Annotated in this window: 24 protein-coding genes and 2 tRNA genes; 15 read left to right on the top strand and 11 right to left on the bottom strand. The window is 66.7% G+C overall.

Annotation, left to right across the window (positions count from 1 at the left end):
- Positions 1-27: 27 nt before the first annotated feature.
- The gene (locus C469_RS16475) at positions 28-240 is read left to right on the top strand and encodes a ribbon-helix-helix domain-containing protein (RefSeq protein ID WP_008007662.1); all 213 of its coding nucleotides are present in this window, start codon (positions 28-30) and stop codon (positions 238-240) included.
- 26 nt (positions 241-266) lie between these two features.
- Here the strand turns inward: C469_RS16475 and C469_RS16910 are convergent, their stop codons facing one another.
- Together C469_RS16910 and C469_RS16905 are read right to left on the bottom strand one after the other, a co-directional pair.
- Entirely contained in the window at positions 267-665 is a 399-nt protein-coding gene (locus C469_RS16910; RefSeq protein ID WP_147587319.1) for a hypothetical protein, read from the bottom strand.
- 248 nt (positions 666-913) lie between these two features.
- Entirely contained in the window at positions 914-1,651 is a 738-nt protein-coding gene (locus C469_RS16905) for a hypothetical protein (protein WP_147587318.1), read from the bottom strand.
- Positions 1,652-1,745: 94 nt separating this feature from the next.
- Here C469_RS16905 and C469_RS17875 point away from each other — a divergent pair, with 94 nt between their 5' ends.
- Positions 1,746-2,093, top strand: coding sequence for a DUF7344 domain-containing protein (locus C469_RS17875; protein ID WP_449272121.1), 348 nt, complete (start codon positions 1,746-1,748; stop codon positions 2,091-2,093).
- A gap of 67 nt (positions 2,094-2,160) precedes the next feature.
- Here the strand turns inward: C469_RS17875 and C469_RS17555 are convergent, their stop codons facing one another.
- A complete protein-coding gene (locus C469_RS17555) occupies positions 2,161-2,310 on the bottom strand; it encodes a ribbon-helix-helix domain-containing protein (RefSeq protein ID WP_082230154.1) in 150 nt (49 codons plus the stop codon).
- 945 nt (positions 2,311-3,255) lie between these two features.
- On the opposite strand from C469_RS17555, the gene C469_RS17870 reads away from it, so the two are divergent.
- The gene (locus tag C469_RS17870) at positions 3,256-3,615 is read left to right on the top strand and encodes a DUF7344 domain-containing protein (RefSeq protein ID WP_449272120.1); all 360 of its coding nucleotides are present in this window, start codon (positions 3,256-3,258) and stop codon (positions 3,613-3,615) included.
- Positions 3,616-3,911: 296 nt separating this feature from the next.
- On the opposite strand, the gene fer is transcribed toward C469_RS17870, so the two are convergent.
- The gene (gene fer, locus C469_RS13880) at positions 3,912-4,301 is read right to left on the bottom strand and encodes a ferredoxin Fer (RefSeq protein ID WP_008007660.1); all 390 of its coding nucleotides are present in this window, start codon (positions 4,299-4,301) and stop codon (positions 3,912-3,914) included.
- Positions 4,302-4,471: 170 nt separating this feature from the next.
- Here fer and C469_RS13875 point away from each other — a divergent pair, with 170 nt between their 5' ends.
- The gene (locus C469_RS13875) at positions 4,472-5,341 is read left to right on the top strand and encodes a CheF family chemotaxis protein (RefSeq protein WP_008007658.1); all 870 of its coding nucleotides are present in this window, start codon (positions 4,472-4,474) and stop codon (positions 5,339-5,341) included.
- A gap of 119 nt (positions 5,342-5,460) precedes the next feature.
- Entirely contained in the window at positions 5,461-6,360 is a 900-nt protein-coding gene (locus tag C469_RS13870) for a hypothetical protein (RefSeq protein WP_008007656.1), read from the top strand.
- Positions 6,361-6,379: 19 nt separating this feature from the next.
- Here C469_RS13870 and C469_RS13865 read toward each other — a convergent pair whose 3' ends face one another.
- Positions 6,380-7,261, bottom strand: a complete 882-nt coding sequence (locus tag C469_RS13865) for an MOSC domain-containing protein (protein WP_008007654.1) — start codon at positions 7,259-7,261, stop codon at positions 6,380-6,382.
- A gap of 64 nt (positions 7,262-7,325) precedes the next feature.
- Positions 7,326-8,135, bottom strand: a complete 810-nt coding sequence (locus C469_RS13860; protein WP_082230153.1) for an archaeal proteasome endopeptidase complex subunit alpha — start codon at positions 8,133-8,135, stop codon at positions 7,326-7,328.
- A gap of 219 nt (positions 8,136-8,354) precedes the next feature.
- On the opposite strand from C469_RS13860, the gene C469_RS13855 reads away from it, so the two are divergent.
- From C469_RS13855 to C469_RS13845, 3 genes are read left to right on the top strand one after another with little or no spacing between them, the layout of a single operon-like run.
- On the top strand, positions 8,355-9,821 hold the full coding sequence (locus C469_RS13855; RefSeq protein ID WP_049911453.1) for a hypothetical protein: 1,467 nt from the start codon (positions 8,355-8,357) through the stop codon (positions 9,819-9,821).
- Complete coding sequence (locus C469_RS13850) at positions 9,814-10,557, top strand: ABC transporter ATP-binding protein (protein WP_008007648.1); 744 nt, start codon at positions 9,814-9,816, stop codon at positions 10,555-10,557. The genes C469_RS13855 and C469_RS13850 overlap by 8 nt, the downstream gene beginning before the upstream one ends.
- The gene (locus tag C469_RS13845; RefSeq protein ID WP_008007646.1) at positions 10,554-11,774 is read left to right on the top strand and encodes an ABC transporter permease; all 1,221 of its coding nucleotides are present in this window, start codon (positions 10,554-10,556) and stop codon (positions 11,772-11,774) included. Before C469_RS13850 ends, C469_RS13845 begins: the two co-directional genes overlap by 4 nt.
- A 40-nt stretch (positions 11,775-11,814) precedes the next feature.
- Here C469_RS13845 and C469_RS17285 read toward each other — a convergent pair whose 3' ends face one another.
- The 5 genes from C469_RS17285 to C469_RS13825 all read right to left on the bottom strand — a co-directional run bounded on the left by C469_RS17285 (position 11,815) and on the right by C469_RS13825 (position 15,377).
- A complete protein-coding gene (locus tag C469_RS17285; protein ID WP_008007645.1) occupies positions 11,815-11,991 on the bottom strand; it encodes a DUF7501 family protein in 177 nt (58 codons plus the stop codon).
- A 178-nt stretch (positions 11,992-12,169) separates the two neighbouring features.
- A complete protein-coding gene (locus C469_RS13840; protein WP_008007642.1) occupies positions 12,170-12,736 on the bottom strand; it encodes a dihydrofolate reductase in 567 nt (188 codons plus the stop codon).
- 8 nt (positions 12,737-12,744) lie between these two features.
- The gene (gene thyA, locus C469_RS13835) at positions 12,745-13,773 is read right to left on the bottom strand and encodes a thymidylate synthase (protein ID WP_008007640.1); all 1,029 of its coding nucleotides are present in this window, start codon (positions 13,771-13,773) and stop codon (positions 12,745-12,747) included.
- A gap of 725 nt (positions 13,774-14,498) precedes the next feature.
- Positions 14,499-14,569: transfer RNA gene (locus C469_RS13830), tRNA-Gly, on the bottom strand.
- A gap of 112 nt (positions 14,570-14,681) precedes the next feature.
- Entirely contained in the window at positions 14,682-15,377 is a 696-nt protein-coding gene (locus C469_RS13825) for an enoyl-CoA hydratase/isomerase family protein (protein ID WP_008007638.1), read from the bottom strand.
- A gap of 59 nt (positions 15,378-15,436) precedes the next feature.
- Between C469_RS13825 and C469_RS13820 the strand changes: the two genes are divergently transcribed.
- The 7 genes from C469_RS13820 to C469_RS13790 all read left to right on the top strand — a co-directional run bounded on the left by C469_RS13820 (position 15,437) and on the right by C469_RS13790 (position 20,475).
- Complete coding sequence (locus C469_RS13820) at positions 15,437-16,102, top strand: DUF7114 family protein (protein ID WP_008007636.1); 666 nt, start codon at positions 15,437-15,439, stop codon at positions 16,100-16,102.
- A 94-nt stretch (positions 16,103-16,196) separates the two neighbouring features.
- Positions 16,197-16,268: transfer RNA gene (locus C469_RS13815), tRNA-Thr, on the top strand.
- A 95-nt stretch (positions 16,269-16,363) separates the two neighbouring features.
- Entirely contained in the window at positions 16,364-17,062 is a 699-nt protein-coding gene (locus C469_RS13810) for a DUF7384 family protein (RefSeq protein ID WP_008007633.1), read from the top strand.
- Positions 17,063-17,090: 28 nt separating this feature from the next.
- Positions 17,091-18,095, top strand: coding sequence for an A/G-specific adenine glycosylase (locus C469_RS13805; RefSeq protein ID WP_008007631.1), 1,005 nt, complete (start codon positions 17,091-17,093; stop codon positions 18,093-18,095).
- Between the two features lie 67 nt (positions 18,096-18,162).
- Positions 18,163-18,561: a DUF5778 family protein gene (locus C469_RS13800; protein ID WP_008007629.1), complete on the top strand. Its 399-nt coding sequence runs from the start codon at positions 18,163-18,165 to the stop codon at positions 18,559-18,561.
- 21 nt (positions 18,562-18,582) lie between these two features.
- Positions 18,583-19,230, top strand: coding sequence for a hypothetical protein (locus tag C469_RS13795; RefSeq protein ID WP_008007626.1), 648 nt, complete (start codon positions 18,583-18,585; stop codon positions 19,228-19,230).
- 120 nt (positions 19,231-19,350) lie between these two features.
- Entirely contained in the window at positions 19,351-20,475 is a 1,125-nt protein-coding gene (locus C469_RS13790; protein ID WP_008007624.1) for a putative sulfate/molybdate transporter, read from the top strand.
- Positions 20,476-20,592: the final 117 nt, after the last annotated feature.

Genomic DNA, 20,592 nt, shown 5'->3' with positions numbered 1-20,592 from the left:
AAGATATTCCTCTGAGAATATAGACGTATGCCGAAAGTAAGTGTTGAGATACCACAGGAACTGCTTGATGACCTCGACGAGCATGTTGGTGATGACGGAAAGTTCGTGAATCGGAGTGACGCCATACGCGCCTCAATACGGAAGACGCTAGATATGCTCGATGAGATCGACTCTCGCCGCGGCCGAATCGATCCAGAAAAACTGAATGAAAACACGAGAGAATTAACAAAATATGTGTGACCAAGTCTTAGAAGTGGTCAGTCTGACTATTCCCACTCTATCTCAAAATCACCTGCTCTCTGCATCGTTTCAACGATCTCGTCAGCCTCTTCGTGGGTGAGTGATACCTCAGAAGAGTTGTTTGTGAGGAGGATGTTACCATTCTGATATCGAAGCCGTTCCTCACTGAATTTTGTCTCAGTTAATAGAACATTCTTTGATCCCGTTAATTCAGGATGGTTGTTTTCGATGTGCTCAACGAGGACTTCCACGGCGTCAACATCTAGCAAGACCGAAGATTCATTTTGATGGTTGTAGATGACCAAGTCTCCATCCATGTATCGGCGGATTATATAATCATTTAGTTTCCAAGTCCATGCAGAATCAGTTTCACAGCCTTGTCCAATAGTGACGTAAGAGCCGTCTCTGGAGTCTACATCTACCATTCTACATTTTAAAACACATCAGTGATATATAAGGGCCCGTGAATGAAGAACCATGATATATTGTTCCTCTGTAGGTGATGGTTGATGCGGTTACCACTGTCTGAGGAAGAGATGTTCGACCCGGGCGCTCACACATAAAACATTATTTAGCGAAGTCATTAATCTGTGAGCGCTTGATATATTAGACCGATACTCTGCGGTCTCACCAGTACTCAAACGCTGTCGTACAACGAATTACAGCTCTGTCTTTACGGTGTTCCGCGGACAGGGGACTCGCGGGTTATCTCGCCGTCCATCAGTTGATTGTATAGTTCACTCTCGCTGAGTCCTGGTGAAAGAGGGAGCGTCCGCTGCCCATTGCTGTCCACTTCAGCCATAGCATATAAATAGCCATTAATTGCTACCAGCGCTGTGCGAACCGAATTTATCATGAAGTCGCCGAAGTCATAGCACGTGGACGAGCGTTCGTACGTCGGGACATAGAATTCCTTCCAAGGAGGGACACCGGGGTTTCGGTCGAGCGTTCCCGGTGTAACGCCGTTACCAAGAATTAGTTCACCGCCTTCTGTGATCCTACCAAGAATTGGCGGCTCAGACATGTTCGCTTCCAGTTGCTCAGCGAGCCGTCGGCGGTAATCACTGGCCTTCTCTGGATAGATATAGAAAACAGTGTATCCATGCCGGTTGAAACGCTCAATTCGCTGTAAGATGCTGGTATTCGACTCTCGTGTTTGGATTTCAAACACACATCTGTCAGGAATTCCCTTGACCGACTTGTCAAGAGTACACTTGACATCGGCAATAAGATCTTCAACCTTGGTTTCAGCTTCAATTTCTCCTTGTATTCCATCGATATTCTTGAGCCAAGCGATAACTGAGGCTTTTCGCGACCAATGTGTTCTACCTTCGCCTCCTTGTTGTCGGATAGAGGGGTCCGGTTCGGGAAGTTTATACTCGGTAGTTGGATCAACTTGTTGCACATCCATACAACAGAAATTGAGCTACATATCAAATAGGTGCTTTAATTCAGAATATAGTTGATTGACACAGGTGTTTCAGCACGCTCGGTAGGGGGCGTTGATGAGCGTGCTGAAAACACTCACAACACGATACGCTGGACCGATTGATACCGATGACCTCTACTATGTACTCAGCAATCGTCGGAGGCGAATGACTCTGAGATATCTCTTGGACCATGATAGCTCGGAGCCAATTACTCGTCGAACACTGGTTGACCATCTCGTAGAACAGGGTATTTCGCGTGATAGTGCGAATGTGTCGCTATATCAAGTACACCTACCAACTCTTGCTGAACGTGGAATGGTGAATTACAATTCTGACCGAGGGTTGATTTCAATCACTGAGCGTGGTGTAGTCACAATCACAGTCCACGGTTATATCCAAACCTTTCTGAACGCTAATAGATAGAAGCGAATTGGATACGCTAATCTAGGACCACGAAGCCACTTTTGAATCGGTGGTTAAGTTAATAGAATTAAGTAGACTCCTCGGCTGCGACACGTCCTTGTCGCCTATTGATCTCATCAAGGCAGTCTAGCGTTTTCCGTATTAACGTCCTAACCGCATCGCTCCGATTGACAAAATTTCCACCATCACCAACGTGCTTGTCAAGATCATCAAGCAATTCCTGGGGATCACGAAATACGACTCATTCTTACTGAGATTAGCGGTTTTTCGCGAAGTAGCGTCTCGTCGCGGATTATATTCAGCAAAATCTTCTCAGGCTTGACTCTCGGCCGAATATTCGGCGAAGCGGTGGTGCAGTGGCGAGCCGGCTAGTTTATCGCTTACATACCACATATATTCTTAGAATGACATAAAGTCTCGGTGTGGTTTACTCACAAAGCGAGAGGTCTCCCCTACCAACGGCGTTTACGAAACCGATGGGTGGTTTTTACCCCAAATACTCGCATATAGCACCTCAAATCGTTTTTTCAGGACATCAAATAACGGAATCGTATGAAATGTATTACTCACAGACACAGAATGAATCTGTAGAAAAGATATATGCGAGTATCCAGATCAAATACGCGCAAATACACCATCTGCCCCGAACGGTGCCGTATGAACTGGCATCAAATACCCTATCCAACCCTCTATCTGCGAGTATCCAACGCAGAAACCATCATATAGGCGCTCAAAAACAAGCCCAAATCCTCGATCTCGGACCAATAGAGAGGGGATGATGCATCGAAGTTGGGGTCGTTCACGGCCACTAGGACAAATACGTGTATTAGGGTAACTCCCTGCAGATATATTCTTTTTCTTATATATTTATCGAGATGCTGAGAACAGAAAAATAGCTTCAGTAATGAATTCGCACTCTCTCGTATGGTAAGTGCCAGAGCGGTTCGACCATTACATAATACGAGGTCTCTTGGCGCTTCTCCGGCACAACATTTTGCTCTAACACTCGCTCGAAATAAGAATAATAGTAGTCCCGCAAGCAACGTATTCGAATAGTTCTCAGAATCCTTCTCTCAGTTTCACAATCTGTCAGCGTCGCCCACGTCGCGGATCGATACCTTCCGTGGTTGTGACTCGCCGTCTTCGAGATGCAGCAAGTCACATGAATTCAGACATACCAAGCAGTTCGAAAGACAGTACAGAGAACATCGATATAGAGCAGACGACGTGGGCCGCGGACATATTGCGTAATCGACGGCGAATACAGGTGTTATTGGAACTGGCTTCTGCGGGTGAGGAGGGGGTATCGGTGAGTGAGCTGGCTGATCGACTCGCGGAGAGAGACCATGGAGCGGGGTTTGGGTCGGAGCAGCGGCGGAGAATCTTCATTGCCCTCTACCAGTCTCATCTCCCCAAATTGGAGGCGGATTCTGTAATTGACCGAAAGAAGAATCGCGACTACGTCGCGCGTGGGCGTAGATTCAACGAGGTGGTATCAACACTCGCTCAACTTCAGAAGTAGATGAAACCACTTGAGATTTGGCGCGTAGGTATTTCTTCTCGCCTCGATATACAGTCGGTATGAACCTGATACAGGTGATATCGAACTGCGACGTGACCTGCTCGAACATTTAGCCCAGTCAAAGTTCTCGAACTTCATGAACATCCGCACCAGCTGGCCGAGCTAGAATAATCTGCGAGATGGAGTGGTTCTTGAAATCCCTGAACCAAGGGTTAAAGGGAGAGAGAGTGCTGTATGCGTCCGTAACGCGATGTGAATCGCGTTATCGGACCATGGTCAGACCATGGAACCGCGTTTTAGATGACGCGGTTCTGCAGGTAGTCGAGGTGTTTCGCGTTGTAGACGATCTTGACCTCGTCGGTCGCCGGGCTGCCGATGCAGGTCAGGCGGACGTTCTTCTCTTCGACCTCCTCGTCGGAGAGGATCTGCTGCATGTCCATCTCGATGTCGCCCTCCTTGACGATGGAGGCGCAGTTCGCGCAGGCGCCGGCGCGGCACGAGAAGGGCCAGTCGTAGCCCTGGGCCTCGGCCGACTCGAGGATGTATTCGCCCTGGTTCACGTCGAGGGTACCGTAGTCCTCGGCGTCGAGGTCGGCGTCGGCCGCCTCCTCGAACAGGTCGTCGTCGTCCATCGACCAGCCGTGGTCGTCGAGCACTTCGTAGTTGAGGTATTCTACTGTGGGCATCACCCGGCGGTTTGATGCCCACCTCATTAGGCTTTGCTGTTCCTCGCTTTTGTCACGCGATCGGACCACCCCCGGCGGCCGAACCGGTTCGCATCCGAGCTGTCGGTGTGTTATCACGACTGATACGCCGTGAGTAACAGTAAATACCGAAGGGCCGCAATCGGGATTCGATGGAAGAGTCCGTCGTCGCCGACTTCGTCGGCCGCGTCCACACCTCCGACCTGGGAAGCGACGAACCCGTGACGGGCCGCGTCCTCCTGAGCCAGCGCCGGCTCGTGCTCGCTACCGACGGCGCGAAGACGACCGTTCCCCTCTCGAAGGTGTTCGACGTCGTCGTCGGCACCGTCCCCGGCGACCTCCGGTCGTTTTTCAGCGACAGCGTCACCGTCGCCTACAAACACCGCGGTAACAGGCGCACCGCCCTCGTGGAGGGCGAGCCGGAGGACATGGAGCGGTTCACCCGCCTGCTGTTCAAGGCCCTGCTGCGCGGCGTGACGGTCACGGTCCGCCACCCGGCGAAAGTCGGCGGGCGCGTCACGGACGCGTCGGACCACACCGCCTCGATCGGCCTCTCGTCCGGCGCGATCGGCTTCGCCGACTGCCCCGACCCGTTCACGGTCGACCTCTCCACGGTCATCGACTACGAGCGGACGGACCGCACGATCGCCGGCTCGAAGCGTCCAGCGCTCGTGTTCCGCCACGTCCCGGACGCGCAGACCGTGACGTCGATCGCGACCGTCCCCGACGAGCGGGTCCTGAACGTGCTCGGTCGGTACATCAAGCAGGAGTACGACGAGGTGATGGAGGACGTCGAGGCGTTCGATCCGACCGAGGAACAGCTAGAGATCCTCGTATCGATCTACTCCGCCGGCGGCGAGGCGACCATCGCCGACGTGGTCACCGGCGACGTCACCCAGACGGAGATGGTCCTCGACACGCTCCGCGACGAGGACCTCGTCGTCGACGGCGACGCGGGCGCCGCGCTCACGCGGAAGGGACAGATGATCGTCACCTCGTACCTGGAGTCGGTCAACTCCTGATCGCTCCCCGCACCCCGGGCGACGGCCGGGACTCAGATCGCGCCCCGATCGACTGCCGGGACTCAGATCGCCGAGAACCGGGGGGAAGTTTCATGGCGATACGGGTGCATGTGACTCACATGCCAGACGACCACCACGGGCGGTCGACGCGGCTCGACGCCGTGGTCCGCGATCGGGGGATCGACGCGCCGGCCGGGACCTCCTCGGCCGGCGCGTCGGGTTCCGGCGCCGGGCCGCAGGTCGCGCGGGTGCCCGAACCGCACGTCCACGACACCTTCTCCGTGGAGGGGATCGACACGAAGCGCCGCGAGGGGCTGTTGGAGGCCGTCCTCCGCGACCGCGACGGCGTGAGCGCCGCGTCGGCGACCGAGCGAAACGGCACCGTCGGCGTCCACCACGACCCGTCCGTCTCCCGCGACGACCTCCGGGAGACGCTGGAGTCGTGCGGGCTCGTCGTCGACACGGCGGACCGGGCGTTCGAGGTCCGACGGGCCTCGCAGTTCGCGTCGGCCCGCGTCGCCGTCGCGGTGCTGTTCGGGCTGATGGTCGCGACGCCGTACATCGCCGTCCTGTACCCGACTCGGATCGAGTGGCTGTTCTACGACCCCGTGACGGTCGCGTACCTCCAGTCGCTCCTCGACTCGCGGATGGCGACGCACTTCTTCGTCAACCTCGGCGCGCTCTCCGGGATCGCGTTCCTCGTCGCCTGCGGCCCGTTCATCCGCCGAGCGGTCCGCGGACTCGCCGACGGGCGGCTCACGACCGACGCGCTGTTCGTGGGGAGCGTCACCGCGCTGTTCGCGTACAGCACCGCCGCCGCGTTCACCGGCTTCGACGGGGTCGTCCACTACGACCTCGTCGCCTACGCGGTCGTCGGCGCCACCCTCTGGACCCACTTCGGCGTCGGCGAGACGGCGCCCGATTCCGCGGGCGTCGCGGAGCGGCCCGCCGACGGGAGCGACGCCCCGACCGACGCGGCGACAGACGACCCGGTCGCGATGACCGACGGCGGTCGCTAACCGACCGTTTTTCGCTTTTTTAGTTCCCGCCGTTCGGTTCCGGCTCGACGCCCTCGATAGCGACGGCGTCGCCGACCGTGAGCGTCGAGCCCCACTCGCCTTCCGGGACGACGGTGTTGACCATCAGCCGGAAGTCGTGGTCGAACCGGTCGCTCTCGGTCCACGCGGGGAGCGTCTCGCGGCGCTTCCGGAGGAACGTCTGTCGGAACCCGTCGATCGGCTCGCCCGTGTCCGGGTCCCGCGAGGGGACGACGCAGCGCTGACACGGGTTGACGCCGAGCAGCTCGGTCTCGCCGATCGAGACGCGCACGGCCTCGCCGCGGTCGGCGAACAGCCGGTCCTCCCAGAACGCCGGGCAGTCGTCGATCACGAGGTTCGGCCGGAGGCGCCGCCGCATCTCCGTCGCGTCCACGACCCCGTCGAACCACGAGGCGACGGTCTCCAGCGACGCCCGCGAGACGACCGTCGGGCCCGGCGCCGCCCGGTCGTCGGGGAGCCCCCCGTCCGGCTCGCGGACGAGGTCGACCGCGTAGCCGAGGTAGTCGCCGACCCACGCCGCCAGCGCCTCGCCGTCCTCGGGGAGCGCGAAGGTGCGCGCGTCGGCCTCGACCCCCGTCTCGGAACGCGCCGGCCGCGAGAGGGTCACCCCGGTCGGCGTCGCGTCGGTCGCCCCGGAACGCTCGTAGCTCGCCGAGAGCCCGTGGACCGCCGGCTCGCGCTTCCCGTTGACGTAGCCGCCGTCGCCGCCGACCGACGCCGCGTGCGGGTCGACGCCGGCCTCGACGAGCGCGTAGGTGCGGTCGCCGCGGAGGGCGCCGTTCGGTCCGAGTTCGGCGCGGTCGACCGGCGCGCCGTCGTTCGACTTCAGCGGGTACGCGACGAGCTCCGCGATGCGTGCCATACCTGCGATTCGCCGGGCGGCGACAAAAGGATCCGGGAGGGGGGAGGGCGGAGAGCGGAGGGGTTTACTCCTCGTCGTCGTCGTCCGCGCCCGCTTCCCCGTCGGCGTCTGCGCCCTCGTCGTCTTCGTCTTCGTCCTCGTCCTCGTCCTCGGTCGTCAGCCCGGCAGCCGCGAACGCCTCGGCGACCTCCTCGACGGGGACGGTCCGGTAGCCGTCGGCCTCGGTGACCGTGGCGACGGCCAGGTCGGCCGGCTCGAACTCGTCGTCGTGGGCGGCGAGCGCGGCGATACCGAGTTCGACGCCCGCGTCGAGCGAGAGCCCCTCGGTCCACTCCTCCTCGAGGTGGCCCTGGATGTCGGAGCGGCCGCCGCCGATGACGGTCGCCTTCCACTCGTTGGGGGTCCCGGAGGGGTCGGCGGCGAACAGACGCGGCTCGCCGTTCTCGATGCCGCCGATGAGGAGCGCGGCGCCGTACGGCCGAGTGCCGCCGCGCTGGGTGTTCTCCTGGATGTGGTCGGTGACGAACTTCGTCAGCGTCTCGACGCCGACGGCCTCGCCGTAGCGCAGGCGGTTCCCCTGCGACTGGCGGCGCGCGAGGTCGATCAGCTGGCGGGCGTCGGCGACGTGGCCGGCGCTCGCGGTGCCGAGATGGTCGTCGAGCTTGTGGAGCTTCTCGATGCTCTCGGCCTCCATCAGCGTCGAGGACGCGCGGGACATCGCGACGAAGACGACCCCGTCGGCCGTCCGGACGCCGACGCTCGGCGCACCGCGCGAGACCGCCTCGCGGGCGTACTCGACCTGATAGATCCGGCCGTCCGGCGAGAACAGCGACGTGCCGCGGTCGTACGCCTGCTGGTCGTTACCGCCCATCATCGTCGATCACCCGCTCTCGCGGTGTCGCGTCGGCTCATTACCCCTCTTTACGCCGGACGGTTGAAAAAGCATCCGTAACCGGTACCGGCGGTCCGGGACCCCGCATCATATACGTTCGCGTCGGTCCGCGGCCCGGGACGCCATGGGACGACGCTCGGCCGTCGTCGCCGCGACATCCCCACCTACGACGGATATATCCCGACCGGTCCCGTAACAGGGGTGACATTGACATCCACGAGAACTACAGCCGTGCTGGTGGCCCTGCTGGCGCTGTTGGGGGCCGTCGGCGCGGCCGCGGCGGTGCCCGACGCCCGGATCGCGATCGACGCGGTCGACGCGAGTTCGAGCGAGCCCGCGGTCGGCGAGCGGACGGCGCTGAACGTGACCCTCTCGAACTCCGGCGGCAGCCCGGCGGCGGCCGACGTGACGAGCGTCCGGCTCCTCGACGCGGGCGACGGCGACGACGGGACCGACGGCGACGACGCCCGCGACGAGGCGACCGCCGTGGGGGCGCTCTCGGCGGGCGACGCGACCGACGTGGTCTTATGGACCCGCTTCGACGAGCCGGGAGAACACCGGCTCACGGTCGAGGTCGTCGCCGAGCAGGAGGCGACGGGCGGCGAGGAGGACGGCGGCACCGTCACGGTGACGCGCGACGTGGTCGTCGACGTCCAGCCGGCCGAGGTCGCGCTCGACGTGCGGACCCGCGCGCTCTCGCCGGAGGACCTCCGGAGCGACGACGAGGACCAGAGCGCCGGCGGGATCAGCGTCGGCGGCCTCGAGGGCGTCTTCGGCGGCGGTGGCGGCGGCCTCCGAGCCAACGAGGACGGCGAGGGCGAAGCGGTTCAGTCCGCCGACTCCCCGGTCGCGGTGACCGTCGTCAACACGGGGACCTCGACCGCCGACCGCGTGAGCCTGACCGCCGTCGGCGCGCCGGTCGGGGCGGGCGAGGGTGAGGGCGACGGTGACGGGACCGACGGCGACGACGATGGGACCGACGGTGAGGACGACGGGACCGACGGTGATGGAGAGACCGACCCGACCGTCGAGGTCGGCCCGTTCGTCGTCGAGGACGTGGCGCCCGGCGAGGAGCGGCAGGTGGTCGTCGACCTCGGTCCCCTCGACGAGCGCTCGGACGTGACGGTCACGGCGGCGTTCCGGTCCCGCCCCGACGCGCGAGTGGGCGCCGGCGCGAACCGCACGGCGACGTCGACGGTGCGGTACCCGCCGCGGGAGGGGAGCCCGACGGTCACCGACGCGACCGTCCGGACGACCGACGACGGCGAGGTGGTCGTCGACGCCAACCTCGGCAACGAGGGCACCGGGGAGCTGGAGGGAGTCGTCGTCTCGGTCGCCGGCGCCGACGGGGTCGAGCCGACGCCGGCCGGGCGGGAGTACTTCGTCGGGAGCGTGGGCGCCGGCGACTTCGTCGCCTTCGACCTGCGGACCGCGGCGAACGTCTCCGCGGCGGAGGAGGTCCCGATCCGGATCGCGTACACCGAGCGCGGCGTCCGGTACACCGAGACCGCGACGGTCGCGCTCCCCGATACGAGCGACGGCGCGGGAGGCGGTTCCGGCTCCGGCTCCGGCGCCGTCGGAACGCTCGGGACCCTCGGACTCATCGGGCTCGTCGGCGGCGCGGGCGTCGCGGTCGCCGGGAGCGTGATCCGTCGCCGCGATGTATAGCGTCGAGCTGCGCGGCGTGACCAAGCGGTACCCGGGCGGGGGCGCCGAGCCGGTCGTGGCGCTCGACGACGTGGACTTCGCGGTCGAGCCGGGGGAGTTCGTCGCGGTCGTCGGTCCCAGCGGCTCCGGGAAGTCGACGCTGCTCAACGTGCTCGGCCTGCTCGACGACCCCACCGAGGGGCAGCGGCTCCTCGACGGGACGGACGTGACGAGCCTCTCGGTCGCCGAGCGCACCGCGGCCCGCAAGGAGTCGATCGGGTTCGTCTTCCAGGACTTCCACCTGTTGCCGACGCTGACCGCGGTCGAGAACGTCGCGCTCCCGACCGCGTTCGACCCCGGCGACGAGCGCGACCGCGCCGCCGCCCTGCTCGAGCGGTTCGGGCTCGGCGACCGGCTCGACCACGAGCCGTCGGAGCTGTCCGGCGGGCAGAAACAGCGGGTCGCGATCGCCCGGGCGCTCATCAACGAGCCGGCGGTGCTGCTCGCCGACGAGCCGACGGGGAACCTCGACACGGAGACCGGCGAGTCGATCCTCGCCGAGTTCGAGCGCGTGAAGGAGGAAGGGGTCGCGGTCATCGCCGTCACGCACGACCCGCTCGTCGAGGAGTTCGCGGACCGCGTCGTCGAGCTCACGGACGGGGTGTTGGAGGGCGGAATCGCGGGCGAAACTGACTCCGTTGGGGGGTCTTCGACGGACCGCGCCCCCGATTCGGCGCTCGCGCCGGAGGAACGATGAGCGACGGCAGCGGCGGGAAGACGAGCGACGGCAGCGGCGGGACGGCGAGCGACCATGGGGCCACCGGCTGGCTCCGGGGCTGGCGCCCCGCCGTCTCGATGGCGGCGCGGAACCTCCGGCGGAACCGCGTGCGAACGGTGCTGGCGGTGCTCGGCGTCTGCATCGGCGTGCTCGCGGTGGCGGCGCTGGGGATCTTCGGGAACGTGCTCGCGCTCGGCGCCGACGACGCCATCGGCGACATCGGCACGCAGGTGGTGGTGTCGCCGAACGCGGACGCCGGCGTGGAGTCGCTCTCGACGGCCGACGTGGCGGCGATCCGACGCGCCGTCGGCGACCCGGCGGTCGGAGACCCGGCAGTCGTCCCGTTATACTCCGACAACGCGGTCGTCGAGGGGGCGAGTTCGCAGACGTTCGCGACGGTATACGGCGTCGAGGAGCCGGGACTCGCGTTCGAGGCCGCGGAGGGGAGGCTCCCGGACCGCCACCGGCAGGGGGCGATCGTCGGCGCGGGCGTCGCCGAGGACCTCGGCGTCGGCGCGGGCGACACCGTCGGGATCGCGGGGACGCAGGTCCGGGTCGTCGCCGTGCTCGCCGAGAGCCAGACGTTCAGCCCGGTCGCGCCCGACGACGCGGTCTTCCTGCCGGAATCGGCGTTCGCCGCCGACGGCTACGCGCAGGCGCTGGTCGTCGCGGAGTCGGGGGAGACGGCGCGGGCCGCCGCCGACGCGATCCGCGAGGAGGTGAACGCCCGCGAGGAGCGCGTCGACCTGTTCGAGCTGGCGGCGATCGTCGACGAGATCAACGGCTTCTTCGACCTGCTGAGCACGTTCCTGCTCGGGCTCGGCGCCATCTCGCTCGTGGTCGCCGGCGTCTCGATCCTCAACGTCATGCTGATGAGCACCGTCGAGCGGAGACAGGAGATCGGCGTGATGCGCGCTGTCGGCGTGACCCGCCGGGACGTGTTGCGCGTGCTGCTCGCGGAGGCCGGCCTCATCGGCGCGGCGGGCGCGGCGGCGGGGACCGTGCTGACCGTGCTGCTCGTCGCCGGGCTCGTGGCCGCGACGCCCGCGGTCGACGCCGCGCTCGTGCTCGACCCGACGAACGGCTACTACCTCCTGTTGGCGCTCGGGTTCGGCGTCGGCGTCGGGCTCGTCAGCGGGGCGTACCCGGCGTGGAAAGCGGCGAACGAGCGCCCCGTGGAGGCGCTTCGGAGCTGACCGGTCTGCCTCGGGGCCCGGCGACCGCGTCGTGTCGTCGTCACCCCGCCCAGCCGCCCCGCATGTCGTCGCTGACGCGGTCGCGCCACGTCTCGAACGCGTCGCGACACTCGGGCTCGTCCTCGACGTGACGAATAAACCCCGCGCCGGGGGACGCGATGTCCGTCCCGCAGAACGGGCACTGTCTGGGCTCGATCGCTGTTTCCGCTAATGCCATGTTATCTTGTAACACACCCAAGGATAAAAAGTGTTGTTCCGATCGATATTTCTCGATAACGGTTCGTGATCAGTGTTGTTAATCGCTATATCACTGAGTGATTAGGCAGAAAATCTGCGCTCGTTTCGACATACCGCGCTGCGATCGGCAACCCGGTAGCGGGCTCGGACCCCCGACTTCAGTCGCCGGTTCGTTCGTAGGTGACGAACGCGAGGTCGCCGTCGTCGCCGGCCTCGTCGTCGCTCTCGGAGTCCCCGTCCTCGGCCGCAACGACCTCGCGCTCCGTTTCCGACCACTCCGCGGCGTCCCAGTCCGGGAAGCGCGTGTCGCCGTCGGGGCGCTCGGGGACCTCCGTCAACACCATTCGGTCGGTGCGGTCGAGGAACTGCTCGTAGACGGTCGCGCCGCCGATGACGTACGCCTCGTCGACGCCGCGGTCGGCGGCGTCGGCGGCCGCGAGGTCGACCGCCTCCTCGACGCCGTTCGCGACGACGGCGCCCTCGGGGAGATCGAGGTCGCGCGTCGTCAACACGACGCTGGTGCGGTCGGGGAGCGGACCGCCGAGCCGGGCGGCGATGCTCTCGTAGGTCGCGCGGCCGACGATCACGGGGTGACCGGTCGTGAGGCGCTTGAAGTGCGCCAGATCGGCCGGGTAGTGCCACGGCATGCCGCCGCTGTCGCCGATGACGCCGTTCTCGGCGACCGCGGCGACGAGGACCAGGTCCACCGCTCGCTCCGGTGCCATCGCTCCGGTCACTCCGCGACCGCGAACGAGATGCCGTCCGCGGAGTCGTAGTCGACGACCTCGACGTCCTCGTGGGTCAGCTCGTCGAGCGGCACGTCGGCGATCTCGATGCGGGGGCGCTCGCGCGGCTCCCGCGACAGCTGTTCGAGCAGGCCGGGGACGTGGTCGTACCCCGCCTCGCCGTCCGCCTCGTCGGGGGCGGTCCGCTCGACCCAGCTCTTCACGTCGAGGTAGTCGGCCTTGCTCTCGACGGTCGCGAGCCGGTCTTGCACGTACGGGAGGTTGTTCGCGTACCACTTCCCGCGCTCGCCGCGCCCGCAGTAGACGTGCGCGTCGACGACGGTGTGGCCGAACTCGCCCACATCGAACCCCGTCCGCTGCGCGAGCGCCTTCGCGAGCAGGGCGTACGCGGCGATGTTGAACGGGACCCCGAGGGCGATGTCGCCCGAGCGCTGCGTGAGGTGGAGGTTGAGCCGGCCGTCCTGCACGTTCACGACGAAGGTGTAGTGACACGGCGGGAGCGTCGAGACGGCGGCGTTGGCGGGGTGCCACGCGTTCACGACCATCCGGCGCGACTGCGGGTTCTCGTCGAGGGTGTCGAGCACGTACCCGATCTGGTCGAACGTCCGGCGCTCGGTGCCGTCGGGTCCCTCCTCGACGGTCACCCAGCGGTGGGCGTCCTCGGGCCACGTCTCGCCCGGGAGCGCGGCGTCCTCGTCCGGGACCGGAAACCGACGCCAGAACCGGCCGTAGGCGGTGTCGAGGCGTCCCTCGTCGTCGGCCCACGCGTCCCAGATCTTCGTCTCCTCGCGGAGGTTCCGGACGTGCTCCTCGCCGGAGAGGTACCAGAGCACCTCGTGGATCAGCGAGTTCCAGCGGTAGCCGTCCATCTTCTTGGTCGTGAGGAGGGGAAACCCCTCCGCGAGGTCGACGGTGTACTGCCCGCTGAACGTCGCGATCGTGTCGACGCCGGTCCGGTTCGGCTTGTACGTGCCCGTCGACAGGGTGTCGTCGACGAGATCGAGGTACTGTTGCATGGTGGGGTCGGACTCGTCGGCAGACTCGCCGGCGAGACGGGTTTACCTGTCCAAACGAACGGGCGAACCTAACCGTGACGGTCTGGGGTTCGGATCGGTGTGGGGAAGAGTTCGTCCGTGGTTCGATCGGAGCGGGGTCGCTGGTCGGGTCGATCGCTTATAAATGACGGATAGCTGATTGGCGGTGAACACCAAAGCCCCAGCCGCTCGCTTATAAATAGCTGTCTGCGGATCGACGGTGAACACCGCCAAAGCCCCAGCCGCGAGGCGCTTCGCGCCTCTGGCAGCCGGCGGCGTTGCCGCCGGCGACTGCCCCTTTGAGTCCCGCCCAACCGCAACCGCACCGCAGCCTCACACCTCCCCAGCCTCGTCGCTCACTCCGTTCGCGACTCCCTCGCGCGGGCTCCTCGCTCCCGGTGGGCGCTCGGAGGCACGCGCCAGCCGCAGACCTATTTCTAAGTGAAGTAGAGTCCAGCGGTACCCAAATAAACGTCGGCAAAAATAGAGGCTACCGACTAGATCAGTCAGAAAAAGCACCGGCCGAGACTCCCGTGAGCGGAGCGAACGGGAGGCAGGCCGGTGTATCTTCGAGCGTAGCGAGAAGATGCACCGGCCGAGATTTGAACTATGGAAAGACGGTCCTGCTCGCTCACTTCGTTCGCTGCGCGGGCTGCATCTTTCTGAGTTCAAATCACTCGGTGATTTCACTCACTACGTTCGAGAAATGCACCGGCCGAGATTTGAACTCGGGTTGCAACCATGGCAAGGTTGCGTGATACCACTACACTACCGGTGCGTGCTTCGCACTTGACGATTGGTCGGAGGATCACTTAAACTTGTCACATCCGACCGACGGCGGGCGGGCAGAGGCGACGAATCACGGGGAGGGCGGCGGCGCCCGTCAAGGGTCACTCCCCGCGCGTCGCCGCGATATCGTCGGCGTGAGCGCGCACGAGGTCGGCGAACGCGGCCGCCTCCGCGCGCTCCTGCGTCTCGTCGTCGCGGCGGTCGCGCATCCGGCGTTTGATCGCGCTGAGCGCGTCCGGCTTCCCGGTCGCGATCGCGTCGGCGACCGATCGCGGGTCGTCGACGACGCGGGAGACGAGCCCGGTGCGGAGCGCCTCGTCGGCGTCGAGCACGCGCCCCGAGAGCGCGAAGTCGAGCGCGTCGCCCTCGCCCATCACCCGCGGCAGGCGGACGGTCCCTCCCCACGCGCCGAACAGCCCGAACGCGACGCCGGGCTCCGCGAACGTCGCCGCGGGCGTGGCGACCCGGAGGTCGGCCGCGAGCGCGAGCTCGACGCCACCGCCGCGGGCCGCGCCGTCGATCCCGCAGACGACGACGGTCTCAGCGTCCGCGATGGTCGCGGCCGTGCGCTGTCCCGCGCGGGCGAACGATTCCGGATCGTCGAGGGCGGCGACCGCGTCGAGGTCGGCGCCGGCGCAGAACGCCTCGCCGGCGCCGCGGAGGTAGGTTACCGGCGCGTCGGCGTCGGCGACGGCGGTTCGGAGCGCGGTCAGCTCCTCGGTTCGGAGGGCGTTCCGGCGCGCCGGTCGGTCGATCGTCACGACGCGGACCGCGTCGTCGTCTCGGGTGCGGATCACGTCCGCGTATCCCGTTCGTTTCCAAAGGTCTTTGCCCCTCGATCGACTACCGTTACGTAATGGACGATGCCGCGCGAGCGCGTGACGCCGCGTGTGAGGCGCTCGCGGACGTCGAGCCCGATCAGCTGCGTGAGGCCCTCGAAGACCGGATCGCGAACGCCGCCGTGACGCCCGGGGTGCTGGCGCTGGTGACCGCCCGCGCGGTCGACCCAGAGGTCGACCCCGACGCGGTGGTCGACCGCGCGGCCGGGGTCCAGCTCATCTACGAAGGGCTCCGACTCACTCGGTCGGTGGCCCACGAGGAACCGTGGGTGACCGCGGCCACGCAGGAGTCGGACATCGACGCCGACATGGACGTGTTGACCGCCGACGTGCTCGTCTCGCGCGGCTTCTCTCTGCTCGCGTGCACCGACGCCGCCGCCGCCGCGGTCGAGGTCGTGCGCGCGTTCGGCCGCGACCAGACGGTCCGCGAGCGCGAGGGGACCGATCCAGCCGCGGCGACCGCGCTCGACCGGAACCTGGAGATCGACGCCCTCGAACTCGCGGTCGTCGCCGGCACCACCGCCGTCGGCGGCGACCCGCCCGAGGAACTGCTGACGTACGCCCGCGATCTGGCGGCGGACTACGACGGCGAGTTCCCGCCGCCGGGCCGCGCGCTCCCGGAGACGACCGCCGACCGGATCGCCGACATCTCCGACCGCGCCGTGAGCGCGACCGATCGGTGAACTCGCCCGACGACGCCGGGACGGTGTGTGTCCCCGTGACGGCACGCCCCCGAATCGAAACCCCTAAAGTCGACTCCCGACAACGACTGATTGCGCCTGGGTAGCTTAGCGGTAAAGCGCGTCCTTGGTAAGGACGAGACCCCGAGTTCAAATCTCGGCCTAGGCTCTTCTCGTACTTCCTCGATCGGCTAGTCCCGGCTCCGAGATTCCTTCCGACCGCCGGCCGCAAACTCGATACCCGTCGCCGCCAACATCGCACGTATGACCGCGACCTTCGCCGATCTCTTCGACCGGGCCGCCGAGTACGACGCGAGCGCCGAGGCGGTGAGCGCGGCGCTGGCCGAGCGTCGGTCCGAGTCCGAGGGCAACGATTCCACTGGCAGCGCCGAGAGCGACGCCACCGCCGACCTCCCGCCCGTCGACCGCGATCCGAGCCCGGCCCGCGTCGTCGCCGACGCCGACGCGCTCGCGGCCGACCTCCTCGTCGGCGGGTCGGCCCGCGAGGCGCTCGACGCGCTGCGCTCGCACGCGTGGACGACCCTCGTCGCCAGCGACCCGCTCCTTGACGACGCCGAGGCGGTGATCGCCGCGCTCGCGGACGACGAGCTGGCGGCCGACTGGCGCGCGGCGGTCGAGACGTGGCGCGAGCCGGCGGCCCAGCCCGCGGGCGACCACCCGGCGCTGGCGTCGGCGTACCGCGGCGGCGCGATGCAGGTCGTGAGCCTCGACCCGTCGCTCACGGGGGCGCGGGCCGCAGCCGGGCTGCGGAACCGGATGGCGGTGAGCGTCCGCGAACCGCGAGCGTTCGCGACCGTGTTCTCGCCGGCGCGGCTGTACCCGGAGGCCGTCGGCGGCGACTACCCCGGTCCCGACCGCGACCCGCGCTCGATGGAGCCGATCGACCCCGACGCGGAACGGCACCGCGACCGGGACGGACACCCCGACGCGGACCAGCACTGATAAACGACCGCCGGCCCGACCGACGGTAATGACCGATCCGGACGCGACCGCCGCCGCTGGGGGTCTCGCCGACGGCGACGCCCCCGCGCTGCCGGCCGACCTCGACGCCGTCCGCGAGGCGCTCGTCGACTGGTACGAGGCGGACCACCGCGAGTTCCCGTGGCGGCGCACCGAGGACCCATACGAGATCCTCGTCAGCGAGGTGATGAGCCAGCAGACCCAGCTCGACCGGGTCGTCCCCGCGTGGGAGGCCTTCCTTGAGGAGTGGTCGACGACCGCGGCGCTGGCCGACGCCGACCGCGGCGACGTGGTCGCGTTCTGGTCGGACCACTCGCTCGGCTACAACAACCGCGCGAAGTACCTCCACGAGGCCGCGGGGCAGATCGAAGACGACTACGACGGCGCGTTTCCCGAGTCGCCCGCGGAGCTGCGGGAGCTGATGGGCGTCGGTCCCTACACCGCGAACGCGGTGGCGTCGTTCGCGTTCAATAACGGCGACGCCGTCGTCGACACCAACGTGAAGCGGGTGCTCCACCGCGCGTTCGCGGTGCCGGACGACGACTCGGCGTTCGCGCGGGTCGCCTCGCGCGTGATGCCCGACGGCGAGTCCCGCGTCTGGAACAACGCGATTATGGAACTCGGCGGCGTCGCCTGCGGGACGACCCCCCGCTGCGACGAGGCCGGCTGCCCGTGGCGCGGGTGGTGTCACGCCTACGAGACCGGCGACTTCACCGCGCCCGACGTGCCCGAGCAGCCGAGCTTCGAGGGGAGTCGGCGGCAGTTCCGGGGGCGCGTGGTCCGGATCCTCGGCGAGTACGACGAGCTGGCGCTCGACGAGCTCGGGCCCCGCGTCCGCGTGGACTACGCACCCGGCGGCGAGCACGGCCGAGAGTGGCTGCGCGGGCTGATCGAGGACCTCGCGGACGACGGGCTCGTGGCGGTCGAGGAGCGCTCGGCGGTCGAGGAGAGCGCGACGGGCGACGGGAGCGCGGCGGACGGAGCGAGCGAACTCGTCGTCTCCCTGCGCCGATGAATCCCGGAGAGCGGGAAGTCGGTCAGGAACCGTCACCCGTTTATCGCGGGAGCCGGAACGGTCGGCTATGAGCGAAACCGTCGATTCCGACCTCTACACGCGGACGAAGGCCTTACTCGAGCCGGGCGACATCGACCTCGTCGGCTGTATCGTCCACACGACGCTCGGCGGACAGGAGGACCTGGAGATGCACGAGCTCACGGTCGCGATCAACGACGTCATCGCCGACCGCGCCGGCAAGGGCGAGGCGTACATCGAGGCCGGCAACGACGACACGAACTTCTCGTCGAACCAGTTTCAGGGACTCACGCTTGACGACGAGGAGTTCGTCTGGGAGTGCCAGCAGCTCCTCCGCGACGGCACCTTCGATCTGGTCTTCTACTACGAGGCGAACGTGGACCAGGAGGCGCTCGCGGACGACCTCGCCGCGCTCGACGACGTCGACCGCGTGACGCAGGTGCCCTGACGCGGCGACTCCCTCGAACCCGTGAGCGACACCGTCCTCATCCCCGGCGGCCGCGACGTGCGCGCCACCCTCGACGGCGCCGCGAGCGACGGCAACGGCGACACCACCGACGACGGCTCTCGCTCCGACGCGGTCGTCGTCGCCTGCCCGCCGCACCCGCGACACGGGGGACACCGCGGCGACGAGCGCCTGACCGCCGTCAGCGACGCCCTGACCGAACGGGGGATCGACTGCCTCCGGTTCGACTACGGCGACTGGGACGAGGGGTACGGCGAGAGCACCGACGCCGACAACGCGGTCGGCTGGGCGGCCGAGCGCTACGAGCGGGTCGGGCTGTTCGGCTTCTCGTTCGGCGGGACCGTCGCGCTCGTCACTGCCGCGTCCCGTCCCGAACTCGCCGGGGTCTGCGCGCTCGCGCCGACCGCGCGGCTGAACCCCGACGTGGACGCGGTCGCGGCTCTCGACGCCCTCGTCGATCTCGGCGTGGAAGCCCGGATCCTGTACGCGACCCGCGACTCGACGGCCGACTGGGAGCCCGTGGTGGAGCGGGCGGACCGGCTGGGGCTCGAGACGGTCGCTTTCGAGTCCGACCACTTTTTCGTCGGGCGAGCGGGCGACGCCGGAGCGGCGGCGGCGGAGTTTCTCGGGCCGCGGCTGCGGGACGATTGATAAATAGCAGGTAGCTGCGGCAGGCTGTTGTAACCGATACTGGTTATGTCTCGCGTTGGCGCGATCGCCGACGGTTTCTGAACACGCTCAAGAGCGTCGGGGTCCGAGAGCGTTCTGTCCGTGACAAACGTTCGACGGTCGGGCGGCGGGAACGTCGCGTTCGGTCCGGGAGCGCTCACCGGCGCGATAGGGGATTCGATTACGGTGATCCCGCTGGTCGTCGCGCTCGCGCTGCTGACCGACGTGTCGCTCCCGCACGCGCTCGTCGGGTTCGGGGTCTTCCAGATCGTCTGGGGGGTCCGGTACGGGCTCCCGGTGTCGGTCGAGCCGATGAAGGCGCTGGCGGCGCTGGCGATCGCCGGCGCGCTGACGTACGCCGAGCTCGCGCTCGCCGGGCTCGTCCTCGGCGTCCTCCTCCTCGCGATCGGGCTCACGGGGACGCTCGCGCGGGTCGAGCGCTGGATCGGCGAGCCGGTGATCCGCGGGGTGCAGTTCGCGGTCGGGCTGGTCCTCCTGGAGACCGGGGTCGACCTCGCGCTCGGCGACCCCGTCCTCGCGGCCGCGGGGGTGGCGATCGCCGCGGCGGCCGCGTTCGCCGGACACGGGAAGGCGAGCGCGCTCGCGGTGGCGGTCGTCGGAATCGCGCTCGCGCTCGTCACCGCCGGGGTCCCGGCGCCGCGGTGGCCCGGAGCGCCGCCGGGTCTCTCCCCCCAGGTGCTCTCCGGAGCGGTCACCCGGAGCGCCGCCGACGGGATCGCCGCGCAGCTCGCGATGACGATCGGGAACGCCGCGCTGGCGACCTCGCTCCTGTTCGCCGACCTGTTCGACGCCGAGGTCACGCCGGACGAGCTGTCGGCGAGCATGGGCGCGACGAACCTGATCGCGGTGCCGCTCGGCGCGATCCCGATGTGCCACGGCTGCGACGGCGTCGCGGGCAAGCACGCGTTCGGCGCGCGGACCGGCGGCGCGAACGTCGTGCTCGGCGTCGGCTACCTCGTCGCGGTCCCCTTCGCGACCCCCGCGCTGCTCGATGCGTTCCCGGTGGCGATGCTCGGCGCGCTGCTCGCGATCGTCGCCGTCTCGCTCGCGCGCAACGCGCTCGACTCTGAGAACGTCGCGCTCTCGGTCGCGATCGGCCTCCTCGCGCTGGCGACGAACCTCGGCGTCGCGTTCCTGCTCGGGATCGTCGCGCATCTGGCGTGGGCGCGAGTGGGAGAGGACGCTAGGGAAGACGATAGCTTATAAATGATCCGTGCGGTGGCGCGTCCCGGCGAGCGGCCCGCAGGGCCGCGAGCCGCGAGGGACCTTCGGTCCCTCTGGCAGCCGGCGGCGGAGCCGCCGGCGACGCCGGCGCGAGGGAGT

Source organism: Halorubrum lipolyticum DSM 21995, from assembly GCF_000337375.1.
Taxonomy (GTDB): domain Archaea; phylum Halobacteriota; class Halobacteria; order Halobacteriales; family Haloferacaceae; genus Halorubrum; species Halorubrum lipolyticum.
Note: the sequence above shows the minus strand (reverse complement) of the source record. Positions and strands in the feature narration are given on the sequence as shown.

Bases quoted from the DNA above. Each gene is read 5' to 3' on its own strand.
- C469_RS16475 (WP_008007662.1), top strand. From the start codon at position 28: ATGCCGAAAGTAAGTGTTGAGATACCACAGGAACTGCTTGATGACCTC.
- C469_RS16910 (WP_147587319.1), bottom strand. From the start codon at position 665: ATGGTAGATGTAGACTCCAGAGACGGCTCTTACGTCACTATTGGACAA.
- C469_RS16905 (WP_147587318.1), bottom strand. From the start codon at position 1,651: ATGGATGTGCAACAAGTTGATCCAACTACCGAGTATAAACTTCCCGAA.
- C469_RS17875 (WP_449272121.1), top strand. From the start codon at position 1,746: ATGAGCGTGCTGAAAACACTCACAACACGATACGCTGGACCGATTGAT.
- C469_RS17870 (WP_449272120.1), top strand. From the start codon at position 3,256: ATGAATTCAGACATACCAAGCAGTTCGAAAGACAGTACAGAGAACATC.
- fer (WP_008007660.1), bottom strand. From the start codon at position 4,301: ATGCCCACAGTAGAATACCTCAACTACGAAGTGCTCGACGACCACGGC.
- C469_RS13875 (WP_008007658.1), top strand. From the start codon at position 4,472: ATGGAAGAGTCCGTCGTCGCCGACTTCGTCGGCCGCGTCCACACCTCC.
- C469_RS13870 (WP_008007656.1), top strand. From the start codon at position 5,461: ATGCCAGACGACCACCACGGGCGGTCGACGCGGCTCGACGCCGTGGTC.
- C469_RS13865 (WP_008007654.1), bottom strand. From the start codon at position 7,261: ATGGCACGCATCGCGGAGCTCGTCGCGTACCCGCTGAAGTCGAACGAC.
- C469_RS13860 (WP_082230153.1), bottom strand. From the start codon at position 8,135: ATGATGGGCGGTAACGACCAGCAGGCGTACGACCGCGGCACGTCGCTG.
- C469_RS13850 (WP_008007648.1), top strand. From the start codon at position 9,814: ATGTATAGCGTCGAGCTGCGCGGCGTGACCAAGCGGTACCCGGGCGGG.
- C469_RS13845 (WP_008007646.1), top strand. From the start codon at position 10,554: ATGAGCGACGGCAGCGGCGGGAAGACGAGCGACGGCAGCGGCGGGACG.
- C469_RS17285 (WP_008007645.1), bottom strand. From the start codon at position 11,991: ATGGCATTAGCGGAAACAGCGATCGAGCCCAGACAGTGCCCGTTCTGC.
- C469_RS13840 (WP_008007642.1), bottom strand. From the start codon at position 12,736: ATGGCACCGGAGCGAGCGGTGGACCTGGTCCTCGTCGCCGCGGTCGCC.
- thyA (WP_008007640.1), bottom strand. From the start codon at position 13,773: ATGCAACAGTACCTCGATCTCGTCGACGACACCCTGTCGACGGGCACG.
- C469_RS13820 (WP_008007636.1), top strand. From the start codon at position 15,437: ATGGACGATGCCGCGCGAGCGCGTGACGCCGCGTGTGAGGCGCTCGCG.
- C469_RS13810 (WP_008007633.1), top strand. From the start codon at position 16,364: ATGACCGCGACCTTCGCCGATCTCTTCGACCGGGCCGCCGAGTACGAC.
- C469_RS13805 (WP_008007631.1), top strand. From the start codon at position 17,091: ATGACCGATCCGGACGCGACCGCCGCCGCTGGGGGTCTCGCCGACGGC.
- C469_RS13800 (WP_008007629.1), top strand. From the start codon at position 18,163: ATGAGCGAAACCGTCGATTCCGACCTCTACACGCGGACGAAGGCCTTA.